Origin of the sequence: Streptomyces sp. NPDC087310, from assembly GCF_044744405.1 — a bacterium.
In the GTDB taxonomy this organism is placed as follows: domain Bacteria; phylum Actinomycetota; class Actinomycetes; order Streptomycetales; family Streptomycetaceae; genus Streptomyces.
This window is the reverse complement of record NZ_JBIUYF010000001.1, coordinates 189950-208906: the sequence shown is the minus strand read 5'-3', so window position 1 is coordinate 208906 and position 18957 is coordinate 189950. Positions and strand designations below refer to the sequence as shown.

Genomic DNA, 18957 nt, shown 5'->3' with positions numbered 1-18957 from the left:
CTCAGCCCTCCAGCCGTACGGCGGACAGGTCGTAGGAGTTGATCGGCAGCAGCGACAGGCCGCGCACCCGGGTCCTGCGGGCCAGCAGGGTCTTCGGCGCGAAGGCCCAGAGGCTGGGCCACGTCTCCCAGATGGCCTTCTGGACCGCGGCGAGCTGCCGGGTGCGCTCGGCGTCGTCCACCTGGGTGGAGGCGGCGGTGAGCTGCTTCTCGACGTGCGGGACGACGTACCCCATGAAGGCGTCGCGGGTGCGTTCCTTGGCGGGGGTGCCGCCGTACATGCCCTGGAGGGTGGTGAGCGCCTGGCCGGTGGGGCTGCCGTAGCCGTTGCCGATGACGTCCCAGTCACCGGCCTTGCCCTGACGCCACGTCAGGATGTCGCCGCCCGGCTCGAACTGGCGGAGCGAGGCGCGGACACCGACCGATCCCAGCATGTCCACGACCGCCTCCATGACGGAGGCGTCGGCCGCGAACTCGCCCGACTCCCAGATGATCCTGATCCGCAGGTCCGTGGCGCCCAGCGACCTGAGCAGGGCGCGTGCCCTGCCGGGGTCGTACACGTAACCGCCGGTGCGCACGGCGCCTTCGAGGGCGAGCGGCACCACACCGCCGGCCTCCTCCGCCGAGCCGTTCAGCACGTCCTCGACCAGGGCCCTGCCGTCGATCGCGTACGTGAGGGCCTTGCGCACCCGGGGGTCGGCGAGCGGACTCCCCTCCGGCTTGCGGAAGTTGTAGAAGAGCTGGCACATCCGGACACCGGCGGTCTGCTCGACCCGGACGCCGGGGAGCCCGGTGAGCTGTTCGGCCGAGTCCGGTGTGAGGGTGTCGACGACGTCGAGTTCACCACTGCGCAGCGCGACGACCCGGCTGGACTCCTCGGGGACGAACCTGACCCGTACGGTCTCGATCCGCGGGCGCCGCCCCCAGTAGGCGGGGTTGCGGCCGAGGGTGTACTCGCCGGCGCCCGCGTTCGCCTTGAGGACGCGGTACGGACCGGAGCCGAGCCCGCTCCGCAACTCCTCGGGGCGGTTGGCGGCGGACGGTGTGATGTGGATGTTGGCCATCAGCCGGTCGAGGACCGGTACGGGCTTGCCGGTGTGCAGCAGGAACGTACGGGCGCCGGTCTTCTCCACCGTGGGCAGTTCGGGGAAGAGACCGAGCAGGAAGGAGCCGTTGACCTTGCCGTACATCTTGAGGGCGGTGGCGACGTCCTCGACGGTGACGGGGCTGCCGTCCGAGTAGCACACGCCCTCGCGCAGCCGCACCGTCCACGCGGTGGGCTCCGCCATCTCGAAGCGGTCGGCGAGGACGAGCCGCGGCTGCATACCGGGGCCGATACGGGTGAGTGCCTGCCGTACGGCGCGCTGCACGGTGACCGCGGCGTCGAACTGGTTGAGCTTGTTGTCCAGGCTCACCAGCGAACGGTTCAGACCGAGGGTGAGGGTGCCGGGGCCGGGGGCGCCGGTGGGCCCCGCGCAGGCGGACAGCGGGGCGAGGGCGAGGCCGGCGCCGCCGACGGCGCCCCAGCGCAGCAGGGTGCGGCGGTCGACCGCCGCACGCGGGGGAGCGTCGGGGGGAGCGCTCTGAGGAGTAGGGGTCATCGTCGACCTTCTCGGGTTCCGGGGTGCTGGACTCGCTCGTCCAGCGGCTCCTGGGCCCTGTCCCGCGACGGGGCCCAGTCGTCGGTGCCGGTCCGGCCGGCGCGGTGGCCGGTCCGTGTCGCACCAACAGGTGTCGCGCCGCACAAGGTGGCACGATTGCGTGTTCCGCGCAAGAGGTCTCGCGCACTTCGCGCAACCTGTGCCATCATCGGGCACCGAGGCAGCCCGCCCCGGGTCGCCCGAGGAGGTATCCGTGTTCCCTCACCAGGCCGGTCCCGAGCCGCACGGCGCGTCCTGGCCGCCCGGCGGGCCCCGGGCGCTGCGGGTGCTCGCCCTCGCGGACGACCTGTCCGGCGCGGCCGAGACGGCCGCCGCGCTGCGCCGCCCCGCCCGGATCCTCCTGGGCCCCGCGGCCACCGAGCGGCCCGCTCCCGGCGAGGCGCTCGTCGTGGACCTCGACACCCGGCAGCTCGACGCCGAACCGGCCGCCTCCGCCGTACGGGAGGCGGTACGGGGCGCCGACGCCTCCACCGTACTGATCAAGAAGACGGACTCCCTGCTGCGCGGCAACCTCGCCGCCGAGACCGCCGCCTACGCGGAGGGCGCCGCCGCACTCGTCATCGCCCCCGCGCTGCCGGTGGCCGGCCGCACCGTCCGCGACGGCGTCGTCCACCTGCACGGAACCCCGCTGCACGCCACGGACGCCTGGCGCGCCGAACCGCTGCCCGCGCCACTGTCGGTGGCCGCCGCGCTCGGCGACCCGCGTACGGCACCGGTCCCGCTCACCGCCGTACGCGGCCCCGCCCAGGAGCTGACGGAGCACCTGCGCGCGCTCGCCCTGGCCGGGCGGCGGCCGGTGTGCGACGCGGAGACGGACGCCGACCTCGACGCGATCGCCGCCGCCGCGCTCCGGCTGGGTCCTGGCGTACGGCTGATGGGGACGGGCGGACTCGCCGCCGCCCTCGGCCGCCTCCTCGACGCCGACGGCGGAGCGTCGGGGGACGGGCCGCCACCGGACGGCCCGCCGGCGGACGACCCGTCACCGGACGGCCCGTCAGCGGAGCCCGCCCGTACGGCCGGCCGCCCGCTGCTCGTGGTCGTCGGCACCGCGGAACCCGCCGCCGTTGCGCAGATCGCGCAACTCGTCGCCGTCGGGGCCCGCCACACCGCGCTGTCGGCGGACCTGCTCGCCCAACCCGGCGCGTGCCTCCCGCTCACCGTGGACCCGGGCGCCGTCACGGTCGTCAGCGTGGACCACACCCGCGGTGTCCGGCCCGGCGCCGCCCGCCGGGTGGTGGCCGGACTCGCCCGTACCGTCGCCGCGGCGCCCGGACCCGCCGACCTCGTCCTCACCGGCGGCGAGACGGCGCGGCGCGTGCTGGACACGCTCGGCATCACCCACCTCCTCCCGTCCGGCCAGATCCACCACGGCGCCGTACGCTCCCTCGCCTCCGACGGCCGTACGGTCGTCACCCGCCCCGGGAGTTACGGCGACACCGGATCCCTGCTGCTCATCGCCCGCGCCCTGCGGCCGGACGACCCCCTCCTGACGACCGATCCCGCCGTACCGGGCGCCGAGCACCGCGCGTCCGTCCCCCCATCGCCCGTGTCACCCGTACCGCAAGGAGAGTTCCTGTGAACGCAGCCCCGACGACCGCCCCCGCGGAGCCGACCGACACCGCCGGCCGGCCGCTCCCGCTCATCGCGGTCACCATGGGCGACGGCGCGGGCATCGGCCCCGAGGTGATCGTCCCCGCGCTGCTCCACGCGGACACCGCGCGCCGTTGCCGCCCCGTTGTCATCGGCGACGCGCCGCGCCTGCGCCAGGCCGCCGACATCCTCGGCCTCACCTGCGAGATCGTCTCCGTCGAGACCGTGGAGCAGGCCGAGTTCACCGAAGGACGCGTCAACGTCATCGACCTCGGACTGCTCCCCGCCGACCTGCCCTGGGGCCGGCTCTCCGCCGTCGCGGGCGACGCCGCCTACCAGTACGTGCGCGTCGCCGCCGAACTCGCCGTACGCGGCGACGTGCAGGGCATCTGCACCGCGCCGCTGAACAAGGAGGCCCTGCACGCGGGCGGCCACCTCTACCCCGGACACACCGAACTCCTCGCGCACCTCACCGGCATCGAGGAGGTGTCGATGATGCTCTCCACACCGAAGGTGAAGGTCATCCACGTCACCACGCACATCGGCCTGATCGACGCCGTGCACCGGATCGAGCCCGGCCTCGTCGAACGCACCGTGCGCCGCGGCCACGAGGCGATGGTGCGCGCCGGTGTCCCCGAGCCGGTCATCGGGGTGTGCGGCATCAACCCGCACGCCGGGGAGAACGGCCTGTTCGGCTACGGCGAGGAGGAGGAGAAGATCATTCCGGCCATCGAGGTGCTGCGCGCCGACGGCATCGACGCCGTCGGACCGCTCCCCGCCGACACCGCCTTCTTCCTCGCCTCGCGCGGCGACTACGACCTGATCGTCGCCATGTACCACGACCAGGGCCACGGCCCCGTCAAGGTCATGGGCATCGAAGCGGGCGTCAACCTGACCGTCGGACTGCCCGTCATCCGTACCTCCGTCGACCACGGCACCGCCTTCGACATCGCCGGTACGGGCCGGGCCGAGGCCGGCAGCATGGTCGAGGCGCTGCGCCAGGCCGCCGAGATGGCGACCGCTCCGGCCCGTTGACCACCGGCCGCCCCCGTCACAGGACACCCGGACCGGAGGACACAGCAGCGATGGCCCCCATCGGATCGAAGGCCCGACGCGACCGTATCGTCCACCTCGCCACGACGACCGGGCTGGCCAGTGTGGAGGAGCTGTCACGGCTCTTCGGTGTGACGGCGTCCACCATCCGCCGCGACCTGGCGAAGCTCACCGTCGACGGACAGCTCGCCCGTACCTACGGCGGCGCCATGGCGCTGGCCGCCCACCCCGAGGCGTCACTGCGGCAGCGTACGGGCGAGGCGTTCGAGGCCAAGCAGGCCATCGCGCGGTGGGCGGCGGCCGAGGTGCGCCCCGGGGAGTCGCTGCTGCTCGACGCGGGCTCGACGGTCGGGGCCCTCGCGCACGAACTGCGTACCGCGAAGGACGTCACCGTCGCCACCACCGGTCTGACGGCCTTGCAGGAGCTGGCGGACGTCGCGTCGGTCCATGTCGAGTGTCTGGGCGGCACACTGCGCCCGCTCAGCCAGGGGTTCGTGGGGCCGCTGACCGAAGCGGCCCTGGAACGCCTGACGTTCGACCGGCTCTTCCTGGGGACGGACGGGGTCTCGCCCGAACACGGCATCTGCGAGGCCGACCTGCGCCAGACGCGGCTCAAGGAGCTGATGGCGCGGCGCGCGGACCGGGTGTACGTCCTGGCGCACGCGGCGAAGCTGGGCCGCCGCCCCTTCCACACCTGGACCCCGCTCAGGGCGGACTGGACCCTCGTGACCGACCGGGCGGCCGACCCCCGCGTCGTCGAGGGGCTGCGCTCGCGCGGTGTCACGGTCGTCCTGACCGCGGCGGAGCCGGGCTCGGCGCGGGGGCCGGCGGACTGAAACCGGACACCCGGGGAGGTCCCGCGGAGCACACGCTCCGCGGGACCTCCCTTTTTGTTCCTGTTCGCGGGGGCGGATCGTCATTCATGCCCAATAAGCGCTTCCTTCCGATTGCGGAGTGGCTCGGCGGATGTCCGTACGGAATATCGAACGATGTGGGTTCCGGAGGGTCGACTTTCCGCCGACGAGTTACTAGGATCCCCAACAAGTTCTTGGCGGTGGCATTGTGGAAACTCTCCAGGATGTGTCGACTGTTATTCATCTCTTGGTAAAGCACAGTTAATGCCTCTCGGCACAGTTGGACGTATCGCTCCGTTGAGCAGGCCCGCACCGCAGGTGTCGGGCTGCTCGGCCATGCGGATACGGGGGAGTAGGGAATCCGTGAGGTCCGGCAGAGGTCTGTACCACAGGAGAAAACGAAGAAATTCGTTCTGTGGATGTCCTGGCGGCGTGAGGTGCCCATCTTTCGGCACTTTCATGCGTCGTGGACCCGAGTGCTGATTCGAGGGGCGGGGGTCGTGTGCGTTTCCAGCTTTTGGGCCCTTTGAGTATTGCCGAGGGTCATGACGTCGTTGTGCTCAAACCGTCCAAGCCGTCCAGCCTGCTGGCGGCCCTGCTCCTCCATCCCGGATCCGTCGTCTCCACCGGCTATCTGCTGAGGGCCCTGTGGGACGAGAACCAGCCGGCGACGGCCAGGGCCGCGCTCCAGAGCTGCGTGCTCAGGCTGCGCCGGATCTTCGTCAAGTACGGGGTCTCCGGCGATGTCATCGAGGCGGTGCCCGGCGGCTACCGGATGAACGTGGACGCGGGAACCCTGGACCTGGTGCGGTTCCGGATGCTCGTACGGGCGGCGGACACGGCCGGGGACGCCGAGGGTGAGCTGTACCGGCTCAAGGAGGCCCTGACCCTGTGGCAGGGGCCCCTGCTGGCCAACGTGCCCTCGCTGATGCTCCACCGCGACGAGGTGCCGGGACTCACCGAGGAGCGGCTGCGCACCCTCGAACGGGCCTGTGACATCGAGTTGACGCTGGGCCGGTGCCGCCAGGTCCTGGTCGACCTGTGGGAGGCCGCCCGCCGCCACCCCGGCCGGGAACGCTTCTCCGAGCAGCTCATCGAGGCGCTGTACCGCACGGGACGGCAGTCGGAGGCGCTCGCCGAGTACCGCGCTGTGAAGGGCCGGCTCAAGGAGGAACTGGGCATCGACCCGGGCGCCTCGCTCCAGCGGCTCGAACTGTCCATCCTGCGCGGCGACGACCTCGGTCCGCCCGCCCTCGACCAGCCTGCGGGACCCCTGGAGATCGCCGCTCCGGCTCGGCGCGCGGCGCCGGTCGCGGACCGGGACGACGGCGACCGTGCGGAAGCGGACGGGGTACGGGTGACGGACCGGCCCGTACCGCCCGTACCGCCCATGCTCCCCGGGCCTGCCGCGCTTCCCGGGCCTCCGGTACTCCCCGTACCGCCGGTGCCGTCCTTCGCGGGCCGGTCGGCCGAGCGGGCGGACATCACGGCCCGGCTGACGGAGTGTTCCCCCGGAACCACCCTCGTGGTCCTCTCCGGAGCGCCGGGCATCGGAAAGACGGCGCTGGCCCGGCAGTGTGCCCACGACACCCAGGACAGCTTCCCCGGCGGTGTGTTCGTCATCGCCATGACCCACCCGGACGGCACCGCCCTCACCCCCGCCGAGGCGACGGCCCACCTGCCCCGGCCCGGCGCCGCCGACGGCAGGACCCTGCTCGTCCTCGACGACGTCACCACCGCCGACCAGGTGCGCCCCCTGCTCCCCGCGGTGACGGGCGGCGCCGCGATCGTCACCAGCCGGCGCGGTCTCGCCGGGCTGATGGCCACCCACGGCGGCAGCGTCCACCGGCTCTCCACCCTGGACCCCGCCGAGTCCCGGCAGTTGCTCACCGCGGCGCTCGGCGCCGCACGGGTGGCGGCGGAACCGGCCGCCGCCGACGAACTCGCCCACGTCTGCGGCCACTTCCCGCTCAGCCTGCGGATCGCCGCCGCCCGGCTGCTGACCCGCCCCGGGCTGCGTGTCGAGGACTGTGTCCGCTGGCTGGCCGAGGACCTGCCGGCCAGGCTCTCCCTCGCCGACGATCCGAGGATGTCCGTACCGCAGGTGTTCGGACGGGCCCTGGACCGGCTGGAACCGCGCTGGCGGGAAGCCTTCCGCCGACTCGGGGACCACGAAGGGCTGCTGGTCCCCGCCCACGCCCTCGGCGACTCGCCCGAGGCCGAAGAGGCGCTGGAGCGGCTCGCCGACGCCGGGCTGCTCGAAGAGGGGCCGCCCGGCCCGTACCGCATCCATCCTCTGCTGAAAATCTACGCGCGTCGGCAGGCCGGCGACCGGAACGACCGCGAGGCGGCGACCGTGCCCCACTGAGAGCGGTCCGCGCCCTCTCCGCCGCTCTCCCGCTCTCCCGCGCTCCCGAACTTCTGAATTCCCTCACTCCCCAAATCCCTAACTCCCTTACGAACAAGCCACCTTGACCACGTATCCAGGGGTGTCATCTCTCATGGGCTCAGCGACCTACGAAGCCGTTGCCTCCACCAGTCCGCGCATCCGCCGCGACGTCCTGTTCACCGAGACACCGGACGGTGTGCTGTTCCACAACGCGGACGGCGGGTTCCAGCTCACCGCCCGATCCGCCTACCGCTTCGCCACCCTGATCGTCCCGCACCTCACCGGGGAGCACTCGGTCACGGAGATCTGCGCGGGACTCGGCGACCAGCAGCGCGCCATGGTGGGTGAGCTGGTCAAGAGCCTCTACGAACGGGACTTCGCCCGTCCCGTCCCGCCTCCGGCGGCCACCGACGGCACCCCCGGCACACCGCCCGACGCGGCCCGCCGGTTCGCCCCGCAGATCTCCTACGTCGACCACTACGCCGACGACGCGGAACGCCGCTTCGAGCGCTTCCGCACCGCGCGCGTGGCCGTACTCGGTGACGATCTCGTCGCCCGCTGGTGTGTGCTCAGCCTGATCCGCAACGGCTGCACCACCATCGGTGTGCGTCCCGCGCTCGGCACGGAGAACCTCGGGGCGATCGAGGCCGAGGCGCGCGAAGCGGCCGCCGACGGCTGCCCGGTGGACCTCCCGCGGATCGCCCCCGAGGCGCCCGACACCGCGGTGAGCTGGGCGGACCTCGCGTCGTACGACATCGTCGTGACGACCGGCGGCCCCGCGGCGCCGGGGCGGCTCTTCCCCCTGCTGCGGGCCGGGGTACCCGAGGGCCGCACCCTGCTCCCGGCCTGGTCCTACGGCCAACAGGCCGTTGTGGGGCCGCTGATGACGGCCGGTACCACCGGCTGCTGGTCCTGCGCCGTGCTGCGCGTCGGCGCCCACGACGGAGCGGCGGCCGCCGCCGACATCTGGCACGGCCTCGCGCTGCCCGGCGCCGTACCGGTGGGCGAACACCCCGGCGGGCCGCTGTCGGCGATGATCGGCAATCTGCTGGGGTACGAGATCTTCCGCCTCACCACCGGCGCCCTGCCCGCCGAAACCGCCGGCCACCTGATCATCCAGGACATGAAATCCCTGGACGTCACCACCGAACCCCTGCTGCCGCACCCCCGCTGCCCGCTCTGCGCCGAGGCCGCCGCCCGCGCCACCGACCGTGGCGCGACGGCCACCGACGCCGAGCCGTCCGGTGAACATCCGGTCGATCTCGGGTCGGTGGGCGACGGCACACCGCCGATGCCGACGGCGGACACGGCCAGGGAGGCCGACGAACTGGTGGAGGAGCTGAACCGCCGCTCGACGCTCGTCCGGCCACGGGTCGGCGTCTTCACCCGGTTCGCGGACGAGCCGCTCACCCAGATACCGCTGAAGGCCAGTGTGGTCGAGTTCGGCCTCGGACACGGTACGCGGCGCCGGGTCGCCGCCTTCGACGTGCACCATGTCGCGGGCGCCCGGCTGCGGGCCCTGAACGTGGCGGCCGGTGTGTACGCCGAACATGTCGTCCCCACCACCGATGTGGTGACGGAACGCCCGTCCGGTCCCACGCGGGAGCGGTTGCGTGTCATCGAGCCGGCAGCGCTCGCCATCGGCCCGGGGGCGACAGCGGCCGGTGGGCGGGTGACCGCCTGGACCTCGGCCACCTCCCTTCTCACCGGGGAACGGGTCCTGGTGCCCGCCGCGGCCGTACGGACCTTCGGCCCGCACAACACCGACCGGCTCTTCGAACCGACCGGCGCCGGGACCGGCGCGGGCATGTCGACGGCCGAGGCCGCCGCCCACGGACTGCTCTCCGCCCTCGCCCACGACGCGCTCTCCCGCACCCTGCGCGGCGCCCCGGCACACCGGATGGCACCGGCCGCCCTCGCGGAGGGCGAGGACGCCGAACTCACCTTCCTCGTACGGTCCGCCGCCGTCCTCGACGTCGGCCTGGAACTGCTCGACCTCGGCGAGGGCGACCGGTCCGGCGTCCATGTCCTGCTCGCCAGGGGAGCGGGGCTCTGGGCCGTCGGCAGTGACACCGACCGGCAGCGCGCCGCCGTCGCCGCCGTACGCGACCTGCTCGGCCGGGTGCAGCTCGGCCGGGAGGAGACCGCCGTACCCTTCGACACCGGCGACCCGCTCCTGCGCGACCTCGACGCGTCGACGATCCGCCCCGCCGATCACACCGACACCGAGGCCGTCGCCCCTCTCGTCGCCGGCCCGCGGACGCCCTGGTCCGCGGTGCTCGACCGGCTGAAGGCGACGGGCCGCGACGCCCTGATGGCGGACACCGGCTCGGCCGACCTGGCCGCCGCCGGCATCAGGACCGCCCGCGTACTCCTCACCACGGAGGAACCCCGTGGCGTCTAGCACCCTCGACGCCCGCCCGGACGGACGGGCCCGCCGCCCCCGGCGGGACATCCCGGCGGGGCAGGCACTGCTCGGCCCGCTCCGCCGCGCACTCGACGGACTCGGCGGCCCCGGGGTGACCGTCACCGCACTCGGCACACGCGACGCGTTCGCGCCCGGGGGCCCGACGCGGGACCCGCACCTCCCGGAGCCCGGCGGCCCCGAGCCGACCGTCCCGGTCCAGGTGTACGGCGGGCACGCCGTCGTCGGCCCCCTGCCACCGGGCGACGGCGCCCCGGGCCCGGCGGGCTGCGCGCACTGCCTGGCCCGCCGCTGGCAGGCCGTACGGTCGGTGGCGCTGCGCGACGCCCTCGAACGCGGCGGGGAGACCCGGGCCGTCGGCGGGTGGCCCTACGCCACGCCTTTCGCGGTGGACGCCCTCGCCGCCCTGATCACCGCACTGGCCGCCCAACCCGCGTCCGCCGAAGGGCCGTTCCCCGAGATCCGCCTCCTGGACCTGCGCACCCTCACGGTCCGGCGCTACCCGCTGGTGCCCGACCCGGAGTGCCCGCGCTGCGCCACCCCCCGTACCGACAGCGCCGAGGCGGCGCGGATCACCCCGCGCCCCGCACCCAAACACCGCCCCGGCGCCTTCCGGCTGCGCCCGGTCGAGTCGTACGCCATCGACGTCGCGGCCTTCGCCAACCCGGTGTGCGGTGCGCTGGGGCCCTCCGTCGTCCAGGACATCTCCTCCACCTCCACCTCCGCCACCATCGGCTGCTTCTCGATGCGCGCCGGTGACTATCTCCGCGAGACGTTCTGGGGCGGCCACGCCGACTCGTACGACCGCAGCAACCGCATCGGCGTCCTGGAGGGGATGGAACGGTACGCGGGGATGCGGGCGCGTTCCCGGGTCACCAGCGTCACCGGAACCCTCGACCAGTTCGGCTCCGATGCCGTGGACCCCAGGGAAGTCGGCCTGTACGCCGAGGAGTTCCACCGCGCCAACCCCCGGGTCCGCCCGTTCGCACCCGACCGCGAGATCCCCTGGGTGTGGGGGTACTCGCTCCGCGACGACCGGCCCCGCCTGGTCCCCGAGGTGCTGACGTACTACCATGCACCCGGCCTGGAGAACCGGTTCGTCCAGGAGAGCTCCAACGGCTGCGCCTCCGGGGGCTGTCCGGAGGAGGCGATCTACTTCGGGCTCATGGAGGTCATCGAGCGCGACGCGTTCCTGCTCGCCTGGTACGGGCAGCAGCCCCTGCCGGAGATCGACCCGGCCACCAGCGCCCGCCCCGCCACCCGGCACATGGTGGACCGGCTCGCGATGTACGGCTACCGCGCCCGGTTCTTCGACACCCGGATCACTTTCCCCGTCCCGGTCGTCACCGCCGTGGCGGAGCGCTTCGACGGCGGCCCCGGCCGGATGTGCTTCGGCGCGGGCGCCGGGCTGGACCCGGAATCGGCGCTGGACTCGGCGCTCTGCGAGATGGCCACCGACGCCGTCAACCTCACCGGCCGCACCGAGCGCGACGAGCCCCGGCTGCGCGCCATGGCCCGGGACTTCGACCGGGTGACCGCGCTCCACGACCACCCGCTCGTCTACGGCGTACCGGAGATGGGCGAGCACGCCGGGTTCCTCCTCGACCCGCGCAGCCCGCACCGCCGCGGCGTCCCCGCCGAACCTCCGCGCCCGGTGAGCGAGTTGCGCTGGCCGGACCCCTCCGGGGCCACGGCCTCCCGGGACCTCGGGGAAGACCTGCGGCGCTGTGTCGACGCGGTCGCCTCGGCCGGATTCGATGTGGTCGTCGTCGACCAGACCCTCCCCGAACAGCGCGCACTCGGCCTGCACACCGTCAGTGTGCTCGTCCCCGGCCTCCTGCCGATCGACTTCGGCTGGTCCCGGCAGCGCGCCCGCACCATGCCCCGGCTGCGGACCGCCCTGCGTACGGCAGGGCTGCGCGAGCACGATCTGCGGCCCGAGGACATCAACCCCGCCCCCCACCCGTTCCCCTGACCCACCCAGCCGTTCAGCAGAGAGGAGGGTCCCGTGGGCTACGCCCATGAGTACGCGGCCGCGATCATGCAGCGCGGCCGGATCCCGATGGAGCCCGCCGACTTCGTCCCCGACTGGGCGGACCGGCCCAGGAAGTCGAAGTTCTACCCCGGTGTCGAGTCGTTCCCGCTGCCGGACCCGGACATCCCCGCCGAGGCCACCGTGGCGGCGGGCTGCCTGGGCCGGAACGGACCGGACGGTGCGGATCAATCCGCCCTTCCGGCACGGGCGTTCACCATGGACACACTGTCCGGGATGCTGCGGGACTCCTACGGGCTGACCGGACGCAGGCTCGGCGTCCAGACCAACACCGACCTTGCGGCGCTTCCCCACTACACCCAGGCCAACTGGTCACGCGGCACCGCGTCGGGCGGCGGACTGTACCCGGTCAGTGTGTACTGGGTCTCCGGCCCCAGCGGGCCGCGCGCGCCCGGTGTCCACTACTACAGCGCGCCCCACCACGCCATGCAGCGGCTGCTCACCGGCGACGTGAGCGACGAGGTACGCGCGGCACTCGGCCACGCGGACGGGCATCAGGACCAGTTCCTCGTCCTGGGGATCAAGTACTGGCAGAACGCCTTCAAATACAACAGTTTCTCCTTCCACGCGGTGACCATGGACCTCGGCGCGATCCTCGGGACCTGGCGTCTCTGGGCCCGCGCACAGGGGCTGAGCGTCGAACCCGCGCTGTGGTTCGACGAGATGAGGCTGAGCCGCTTGCTGGGCGTGAACAACGAGGAGGAGGGCATCTTCGCCGTCGTCCCGCTGACCTGGGACGGCGCGGAGCCACCCGCCCCCGCCCCCACCTCCGCACCACGACCCACCGCCCTGCCGCCCGACGCCGCGGCCCCGGCCCCGGCCGTACGGCACACCGACAGCGAACGCTCCCGTACGGTCCTGGACTTCGAGACCCTGCGGCACATCCACCACGCGACGACGGAAGCCGCCACCGACCGGCCCGCGCCCGGTGCGCTGGCCCCGGCCGCCGCCGTACCACCGAGGACGACCGGCGCCCCCGTGCCGCTGCCCGCGGCCGAACTGCCGCCGGTGAGCGTCCGCGACGCCCTGCGCGAGCGCCGCAGCAGCTTCGGACGCTTCGACGCCGGCCGCCCCGTCACCCCCGCCCAACTGGGCGCCACCCTCGCCGCCTGCGCCACCGCCTCGCTCGGCAGCGAGGCGGAACGGCCCGCGCCACCGCCCGCCACCGGCACACCGGGCCTCGTCACCCACTACGCGTTCGTCAACCATGTCGAGGGCGTCGAGCCCGGCGCGTACGCCTACGACCCCGCCGCCCACACCCTGCTCCCGGTGGTGCCGGGACCGCCGGGCCCCTTCCTCCAGCGCACCTACTTCCTCTCCAACTACAACCTCGAACAGGCGGGTGTGGTCATCGTCCCGACCATCCGCACCGCCGCCGTCCTCGACGCCGTGGGAGACCGCGGATACCGGCTGGTCAACGGGGTGATCGGAGCCGTCGCCCAGACCTTCTACACCGTGGCCACGGCGCTCGGGCTCGGAGCCGGTGTCGCGCTCGGCTTCGACAACATCTCGTACATCGAGGAGCTCGGCCTCGAACGGACCGGTGAACAACCACTGCTGATCATGCTGCTCGGCAACGAGCGGCCGCACCCGGCCGACTTCCGCTACGAGATCGCCTGACCGGGAAATGGGGGAAGAAATGGGGGAATCCGTCATGACACCCGGCACGGATACGCGCACGGCGCGCACCACCTGGGAACCCGGGCGCCGCTTCATGCTGCGCGTCGCGGGACTGCCGGTCGAGTCCGTGCGCGCGCTGCGCTGCGCTGACAGCCGCCGCTGGGCCGACGAGGTCCTGGAGGCCGAGGAGCGGCTGCGCGGCCGGGGCGCCGCGCTCGGCGACCTCCTCCACGCACTCGTGCGCACCACCGACACCGACCCGGACGGGGAGGGCGCGGCGCACCGCCGGCATCTGCTCGCGCTGCGCCGCCAGATCTTCAACAACCGGCTGCCGGCCGACCCCGAGGGCGCCCTGCGCCTGGTCGGTGCGCTCGACCCGGGCGCGGTGGAGCCGACCGCCGACTGGCTGCGGGAGCGCCGTCTGCTGGAGAAGCTGCGGAGCGAGGGCGCACCGCTGCTCGCCGCCGAACTCGCCAGGACGCGCGCCGCGCTGCGGGGGCTGCTCGCCGAGGACCGGCTGCGCCACGGCCTCCAGCTCGCCTCCCCGACCCTGGAGGGACAACTCGACGGGTACCTGGCGCAGTCGGGGACCGGGGCGGTTCCCGACCGGCGGATGCGGAAGATCGAGCGGTCGGTGCTCTCGTACGTCTACCGGACGGCGTGCAAGACCAGCCCCTTCAGCACCTTCACCGCCGTCGCCGCCGGCACCTTCGACGACGGTGCCACGGCCGGTGCCACGGCCGGCGCCTCGGGCCACGACGCCGCTGATCACCACGGTGAGGGTCCTGGTGACCCGGCCGCCGTCCTGCTCGGTGAGCGGTGGACGAGCCACGTCCGGCTGAATGTCGTCGTGCTGGCGCGGTTCGCCGAACTCGTCCTCGCCGATCCGGACCGGCGGGGCGATCTGCCCGTACGCCTCGCCTCGGGCTGGGAGCGCGACGGCGACCGGGTCAGATATGTACGCCAGTGGATCACCACCGGCGACGACGCGGCGGCCGTCACCTTCGACGCGGTGAAGGACCGGCTCTTCTTCCTGCGCCGCAGCGGCACACTGGACCAACTGCTCGGCCTCTTCGACGGGGACACCGAACCCCGCTACCGCGACCTGGTCGACCGGCTCCGTACCGAGCACGACGCCGACCCCGCGCACTGCGAGACCTATGTGGCCGCCCTCCTCCAGCTCGGCATGGTCCGGGTGCCGTGTCTGGACACCGATGTCCACAGCCCCGATCCGCTGCGCTCCTTCCGGAACGCCCTGACCGCACTCGGGCGCCCCTGGGCCGACGGGCTCGCCGCCGCCCTCGAAGCCCCCCTGCGCGCCATCGACCGCTTCCCCGCCGCCGACCGGGCCGGGCGGGGCGAACTGCTGCGGGAACTGCGCGCCGGACTGCGGGCCGCGCAGCGCGGGCTGAGCGGCGGCGAGGCCGCCACACTGCCGCAGACCCTGCTGTACGAGGACGTCAGCGCGGGCCGCGACCTCACCTGCGGGCTCGACGCGTGGGCCGGACCGGACGGACCGGACGGGCCGGACGGCGGGCTCGCCGGCGGGGCCCTGCGCTCCGTCGAACGGATCCTGCCCGCCTTCGACCTCACCCTCCCGCAACGCGTCACCTTCAAGGGCTTCTTCCTGGCTCGCTACGGCAGCGGCGGCCGGTGCGACGATCTCCTGGGCCTCGTCCACGACTTCCACGAGGACTTCTTCGACCAGTACCTCTCGTTCGCCGCCAAGAGGCGGCCGTTCGACGACCGGGGTGCCTATGTCCCGGAGGAGAACTGGCTCGGGCTGCCCGGGATCCGTGCCCTCGACGCGGCCCGGCGGATGTTCGTCGACCGGATGCGACAGGCGTGGGACCAGGGCGGCGACGAGGCGGCGGAGATCCGGCTCGGGGAGCGGGACCTCACCCTCGTCGCGGACGAACTCGCCCCGATCGCGGGCGACTTCGTACCCCAGTGCCACCACCTGCAACTCGCGCGGACGGAGCGGGACGGCGCGCCGCTGATCGTACTCAACCGCTCCTACGGCGGACTTTCCTTCCCCTTCAGCCGCTTCACCCACGTCTACGACACACCGGACGGGACGGGACGGCCCGGCGCGTTCTCCGCGGGGCTGCGTGACACCGCCTCCGCCGTCACCCCCGACGGCGCGGTGCTGGCCGAGATCACCGGGGGAGCGGTCACCAGCAACCTCAATCTGCACAGCCCGCTCACCGGCCACCAGATCGTCTGCCCCGGCGAGTCCAGCTCCGTCCCGGTGGAGCGCCGTATCCACCTCGACGATCTGTACGTCGAGCACGACACCGCCACGGACCGGCTGGTCCTGCGCTCCACACGGCTCGGCCGCGAGGTGATCCCCGTGTACCTCGGCTACCTCGTGCCGCTCGCCCTGCCCGAGATACCGCGCACCCTGCTGCTGATGTCACCGACCTCGATGGCGCCCCTGGACGTGTGGGGCGGCGTCCCGGAGGGCGCGGCGCGGGACGGGGTCACCTCGCGGCCCCGGGTGACGCACGGCCAGGTCGTCCTCAGCCGCCGGAGCTGGGCCACGACGGCCGGAGCGCTGCCCGTACGCCGCCCCGGCCTCGGCACCGCCTCCGGGCCGGGTTCCGGCTCGGGTTCCGGCTCGGCGGCAGGCTCAGGTTCGGGCTCCGGTTCGGGCTCCGGTGATCAGGACCGGTTCCTCGACTGGCAGCGCTGGCGGCGCGCCCACGCACTGCCCGACCGGGTCTTCGCGACGGTGTCCGGCGGCCCCCGGGGCGGCGCGGGCGCCAAGCCGCAGTACGTGGACTTCGACAGCATGCTCTCGCTCACCGCTTTCGAGGCGCTGCCGAACCACCCGGACGACCGGATCGTCCTGCGCGAGATGCTCCCCTCCGAGGACGGTCTGCACGTCCGCTCGGCGCGCGGACACCACGTCGCGGAACTGGCCGTCGAAACCTTCACCACGACCGCGTCCACGTCCACGACCGCGACTGCGACCGTGACCGCTCCTTCGCACCCGGCCTCGACCCCGGACCGACCGACGACCAAGGGCACACCGACATGCCAGAGCTGACCCCCGCCCCCGGCGCCGGCCCCTCCGGCGACTGGCAGGCCCTCCACATCTTCTACGCGGCCAACCCGCAGCCCCTGCTGGTGAGATGCGTCCGGCCCCTGGTCGCGGAGCTGACCGCCGACGGCCTGCTCGCCGGGCACTTCTTCATCAACTACTGGCTGGAGGGCCCGCACGTCAGGCTCCGGCTCAAGCCCGCCGACGCGGCGGCCACCCCCGAGGTCGTCCGCCGGGCCGAGGAGGCCATCAGCACCTTCCTGCGCAACCGGCCCGCGCTCTACGAGGTCGACTCCGGTTTCCTCAACGAGTTCTACAACACCCTGTTCGAGATCGAGTTCCCGGAGGGCGACCGCGGCGCGTTCATGGACGCCGAGGGCCGGATGAACCTCCGCCCCAACAACTCCTTCTCCCACGAACCGTACGAGCCCGAGTACGGCAAGTACGGCGGACCCGCCGGGATCGAGCTGGCCGAATGGCACTTCGCCCGCTCCAGCACACTCGTCATGGACGCCTTCCACACCATGAACCTTCATCTGCGCACCGTGCTGCTCGGCACCGCCGCCCAGTTGATGATGGTCATGGCGGGCTGCTTCCTGCCCGAGCGGGAGGAACTCGGCGCCTATCTCGACCGCTACTACGAGTTCTGGCACAGCGCGTTCCCCGGCACCGGCTTCATCGGCTCGAAGGAGTACGACCGGAACTACGCGGACATGGCCCCCGGGCTCGCCCGCCGCTTCTCCGGCATCCGGGACGCCGTCCGGACGGGCGAGCTGGACCGGCTCCCCGTCCTCCTGCGGGGCTGGGCCGCACACTGCCTCGAACTGCGATCCCGTGCCGAGGAGTTGGCGGTCCAGGGCGAGCTGGTGTTCCGCTCCTGGGACGGCACACGGGACGAGCGGGTGACGGACCCCGCCGTCGCCCTGCCGCTGCTGCTGTCCCCGTACATGCACATGACCAACAACCGGCTTCATGTCACCATCCGCGACGAGGCGTACCTGTCACACGTCCTCGGCCGGGTCCTGCGCGAGGGGGAGACGCCCGACACGGCTCCCGAAGCGACCCCCGGCGCGACCCCCGAAGCGGCTCACGTCCCGGGTCACCGGGCGGCGGCCCGATGAGTACACCCCCGGGAGAACTCCTCTCGCACAGACCGGCGTTGAGACCGGACATCCTCCTCAGCCCCGCGCTGCTGCACGGCCCCGCCACCGTGCATCTCATCAAGGAGCCGGCGGCGGGCGCGTCGTTCGAGGTCGGGGAGAAGGAGTACTTCCTGATCTCCCGGCTCGACGGGGTCCGCAGCCTCGCGGAGATCGGCGACGAGTACGCCCTGACGTACGGCAGACGCCTCGCAGCCCCGCACTGGCAGCGGCTGCTCCACCTGCTCGGCACCCGGGGTCTGCTGGCCGGAGGACCGCCCCGACCGGCGCCGGAACCCCCCACCCCCGGCGGGCCGTTCGACGGCACCGTGCTGCGGGGCACCCTGCGGCTGGTCGCCGACGCCCACGCCACCACCACCCGGCTGCACCGGCTGCTGCGCCCCGCGCTGCGCACCCCCGTCCTGCTCCCGCTCGCCGCCCTGACGGTGGCGATGGAGGTCCTGCTCGCCACCCATCTGCCCGAACTGGCCCGGGACACCTGGTGGCTGGTCCGGCAGCCGGTCCCCCTGGTGGCCGTCTGCACCCTGCTCTGGCTCTCCACCGCGCTGCACGAACTCGCCCACGGAGTCGCCGCACGGCACCACGGCGGGACCGTCGGCGAGATCGGGTTGCGCTGGCGGCTGCCGGTGGCCCTCATGTACTGCACGGTCGACAACTACCGCTATCTGCGTGGCCGTCGGCGCCAGATGGCCGTCGCGGGCGCCGGTGCCTTCGCCAATCTGCTGTTCCTGCTGCCCTTCCTCGTCTGGTGGGCCGCGCTCCCGCCGGGGGACCCGACCCGCCGCGTCCTGTCGGCGCTGCTGCTGCTCGGCAGCGTCCAGGCACTCGTCAACTTCCTTCCGCTGCCGCCGCTCGACGGCTACACGATGCTCGGTCACGCACTGCGCGTCTCCGGTCTCGCCCCGGAGAGCGGGCGCTATCTGCGGCTGCGCCTGCGGGGCGGACCGGACGCCGCCGCGTACCCGCGCCGGGCCAGGACCCTCTACCTCGGCTACGCCGTGGGGTCGGCCCTGCTCGTCGCACTCATCCTGGCGGCCCTGACAACAGGGCTTGTCCTCCTGCTACTTCACTGACCCACCGGTTCACCCGTTCCACCAGTTCACCGAT

The 18957-nt window shown here is 73.2% G+C and carries 11 protein-coding genes; 10 read left to right on the top strand and 1 reads right to left on the bottom strand.

The genetic code is table 11. The features are described from left to right. Position 1 precedes the first annotated feature (1 nt). Positions 2-1600: an ABC transporter substrate-binding protein gene (locus ACIO3P_RS00910; protein ID WP_401849718.1), complete on the bottom strand. Its 1599-nt coding sequence runs from the start codon at positions 1598-1600 to the stop codon at positions 2-4. 253 nt (positions 1601-1853) lie between these two features. On the opposite strand from ACIO3P_RS00910, the gene ACIO3P_RS00905 reads away from it, so the two are divergent. The 10 genes from ACIO3P_RS00905 (at position 1854) to ACIO3P_RS00860 (ending at position 18923) form a co-directional block, all read left to right on the top strand. Continuing rightward, positions 1854-3239, top strand: a complete 1386-nt coding sequence (locus ACIO3P_RS00905) for a four-carbon acid sugar kinase family protein (RefSeq protein WP_401849716.1) — start codon at positions 1854-1856, stop codon at positions 3237-3239. Next, positions 3236-4285 (top strand): 4-hydroxythreonine-4-phosphate dehydrogenase PdxA, encoded by a 1050-nt coding sequence (pdxA, locus tag ACIO3P_RS00900; RefSeq protein ID WP_329823901.1) that lies wholly within the window; start codon positions 3236-3238, stop codon positions 4283-4285. The genes ACIO3P_RS00905 and pdxA overlap by 4 nt, the downstream gene beginning before the upstream one ends. 50 nt (positions 4286-4335) lie before the next feature. Next, the gene (locus ACIO3P_RS00895; RefSeq protein WP_401849714.1) at positions 4336-5139 is read left to right on the top strand and encodes a DeoR/GlpR family DNA-binding transcription regulator; all 804 of its coding nucleotides are present in this window, start codon (positions 4336-4338) and stop codon (positions 5137-5139) included. Positions 5140-5659: 520 nt separating this feature from the next. Beyond that, positions 5660-7525, top strand: coding sequence for a BTAD domain-containing putative transcriptional regulator (locus tag ACIO3P_RS00890; protein ID WP_401849712.1), 1866 nt, complete (start codon positions 5660-5662; stop codon positions 7523-7525). Between the two features lie 133 nt (positions 7526-7658). After that, on the top strand, positions 7659-9950 hold the full coding sequence (locus tag ACIO3P_RS00885) for a TOMM precursor leader peptide-binding protein (RefSeq protein ID WP_401849710.1): 2292 nt from the start codon (positions 7659-7661) through the stop codon (positions 9948-9950). 49 nt (positions 9951-9999) lie between these two features. Further along, positions 10000-11946, top strand: coding sequence for a TOMM precursor leader peptide-binding protein (locus ACIO3P_RS00880; RefSeq protein WP_401850180.1), 1947 nt, complete (start codon positions 10000-10002; stop codon positions 11944-11946). Between the two features lie 33 nt (positions 11947-11979). Continuing rightward, positions 11980-13644 (top strand): nitroreductase family protein, encoded by a 1665-nt coding sequence (locus ACIO3P_RS00875; protein WP_401849708.1) that lies wholly within the window; start codon positions 11980-11982, stop codon positions 13642-13644. Positions 13645-13678: 34 nt separating this feature from the next. Continuing rightward, complete coding sequence (locus ACIO3P_RS00870; protein ID WP_401849706.1) at positions 13679-16696, top strand: lantibiotic dehydratase; 3018 nt, start codon at positions 13679-13681, stop codon at positions 16694-16696. After that, a complete protein-coding gene (locus tag ACIO3P_RS00865; RefSeq protein ID WP_401849704.1) occupies positions 16684-17811 on the top strand; it encodes a lantibiotic dehydratase C-terminal domain-containing protein in 1128 nt (375 codons plus the stop codon). Before ACIO3P_RS00870 ends, ACIO3P_RS00865 begins: the two co-directional genes overlap by 13 nt. Next, positions 17808-18923, top strand: coding sequence for a metalloprotease (locus ACIO3P_RS00860; protein ID WP_401849702.1), 1116 nt, complete (start codon positions 17808-17810; stop codon positions 18921-18923). Before ACIO3P_RS00865 ends, ACIO3P_RS00860 begins: the two co-directional genes overlap by 4 nt. Positions 18924-18957: the final 34 nt, after the last annotated feature.

What these genes read in the sequence shown, in the direction of transcription:
- ACIO3P_RS00910 (WP_401849718.1), bottom strand. Translation starts at nt 1,600, where the DNA reads ATGACCCCTACTCCTCAGAGCGCTCCCCCCGACGCTCCCCCGCGTGCG.
- ACIO3P_RS00895 (WP_401849714.1), top strand. Translation starts at nt 4,336, where the DNA reads ATGGCCCCCATCGGATCGAAGGCCCGACGCGACCGTATCGTCCACCTC.
- ACIO3P_RS00885 (WP_401849710.1), top strand. Translation starts at nt 7,659, where the DNA reads ATGGGCTCAGCGACCTACGAAGCCGTTGCCTCCACCAGTCCGCGCATC.
- ACIO3P_RS00870 (WP_401849706.1), top strand. Translation starts at nt 13,679, where the DNA reads ATGACACCCGGCACGGATACGCGCACGGCGCGCACCACCTGGGAACCC.
- ACIO3P_RS00865 (WP_401849704.1), top strand. Translation starts at nt 16,684, where the DNA reads ATGCCAGAGCTGACCCCCGCCCCCGGCGCCGGCCCCTCCGGCGACTGG.
- ACIO3P_RS00860 (WP_401849702.1), top strand. Translation starts at nt 17,808, where the DNA reads ATGAGTACACCCCCGGGAGAACTCCTCTCGCACAGACCGGCGTTGAGA.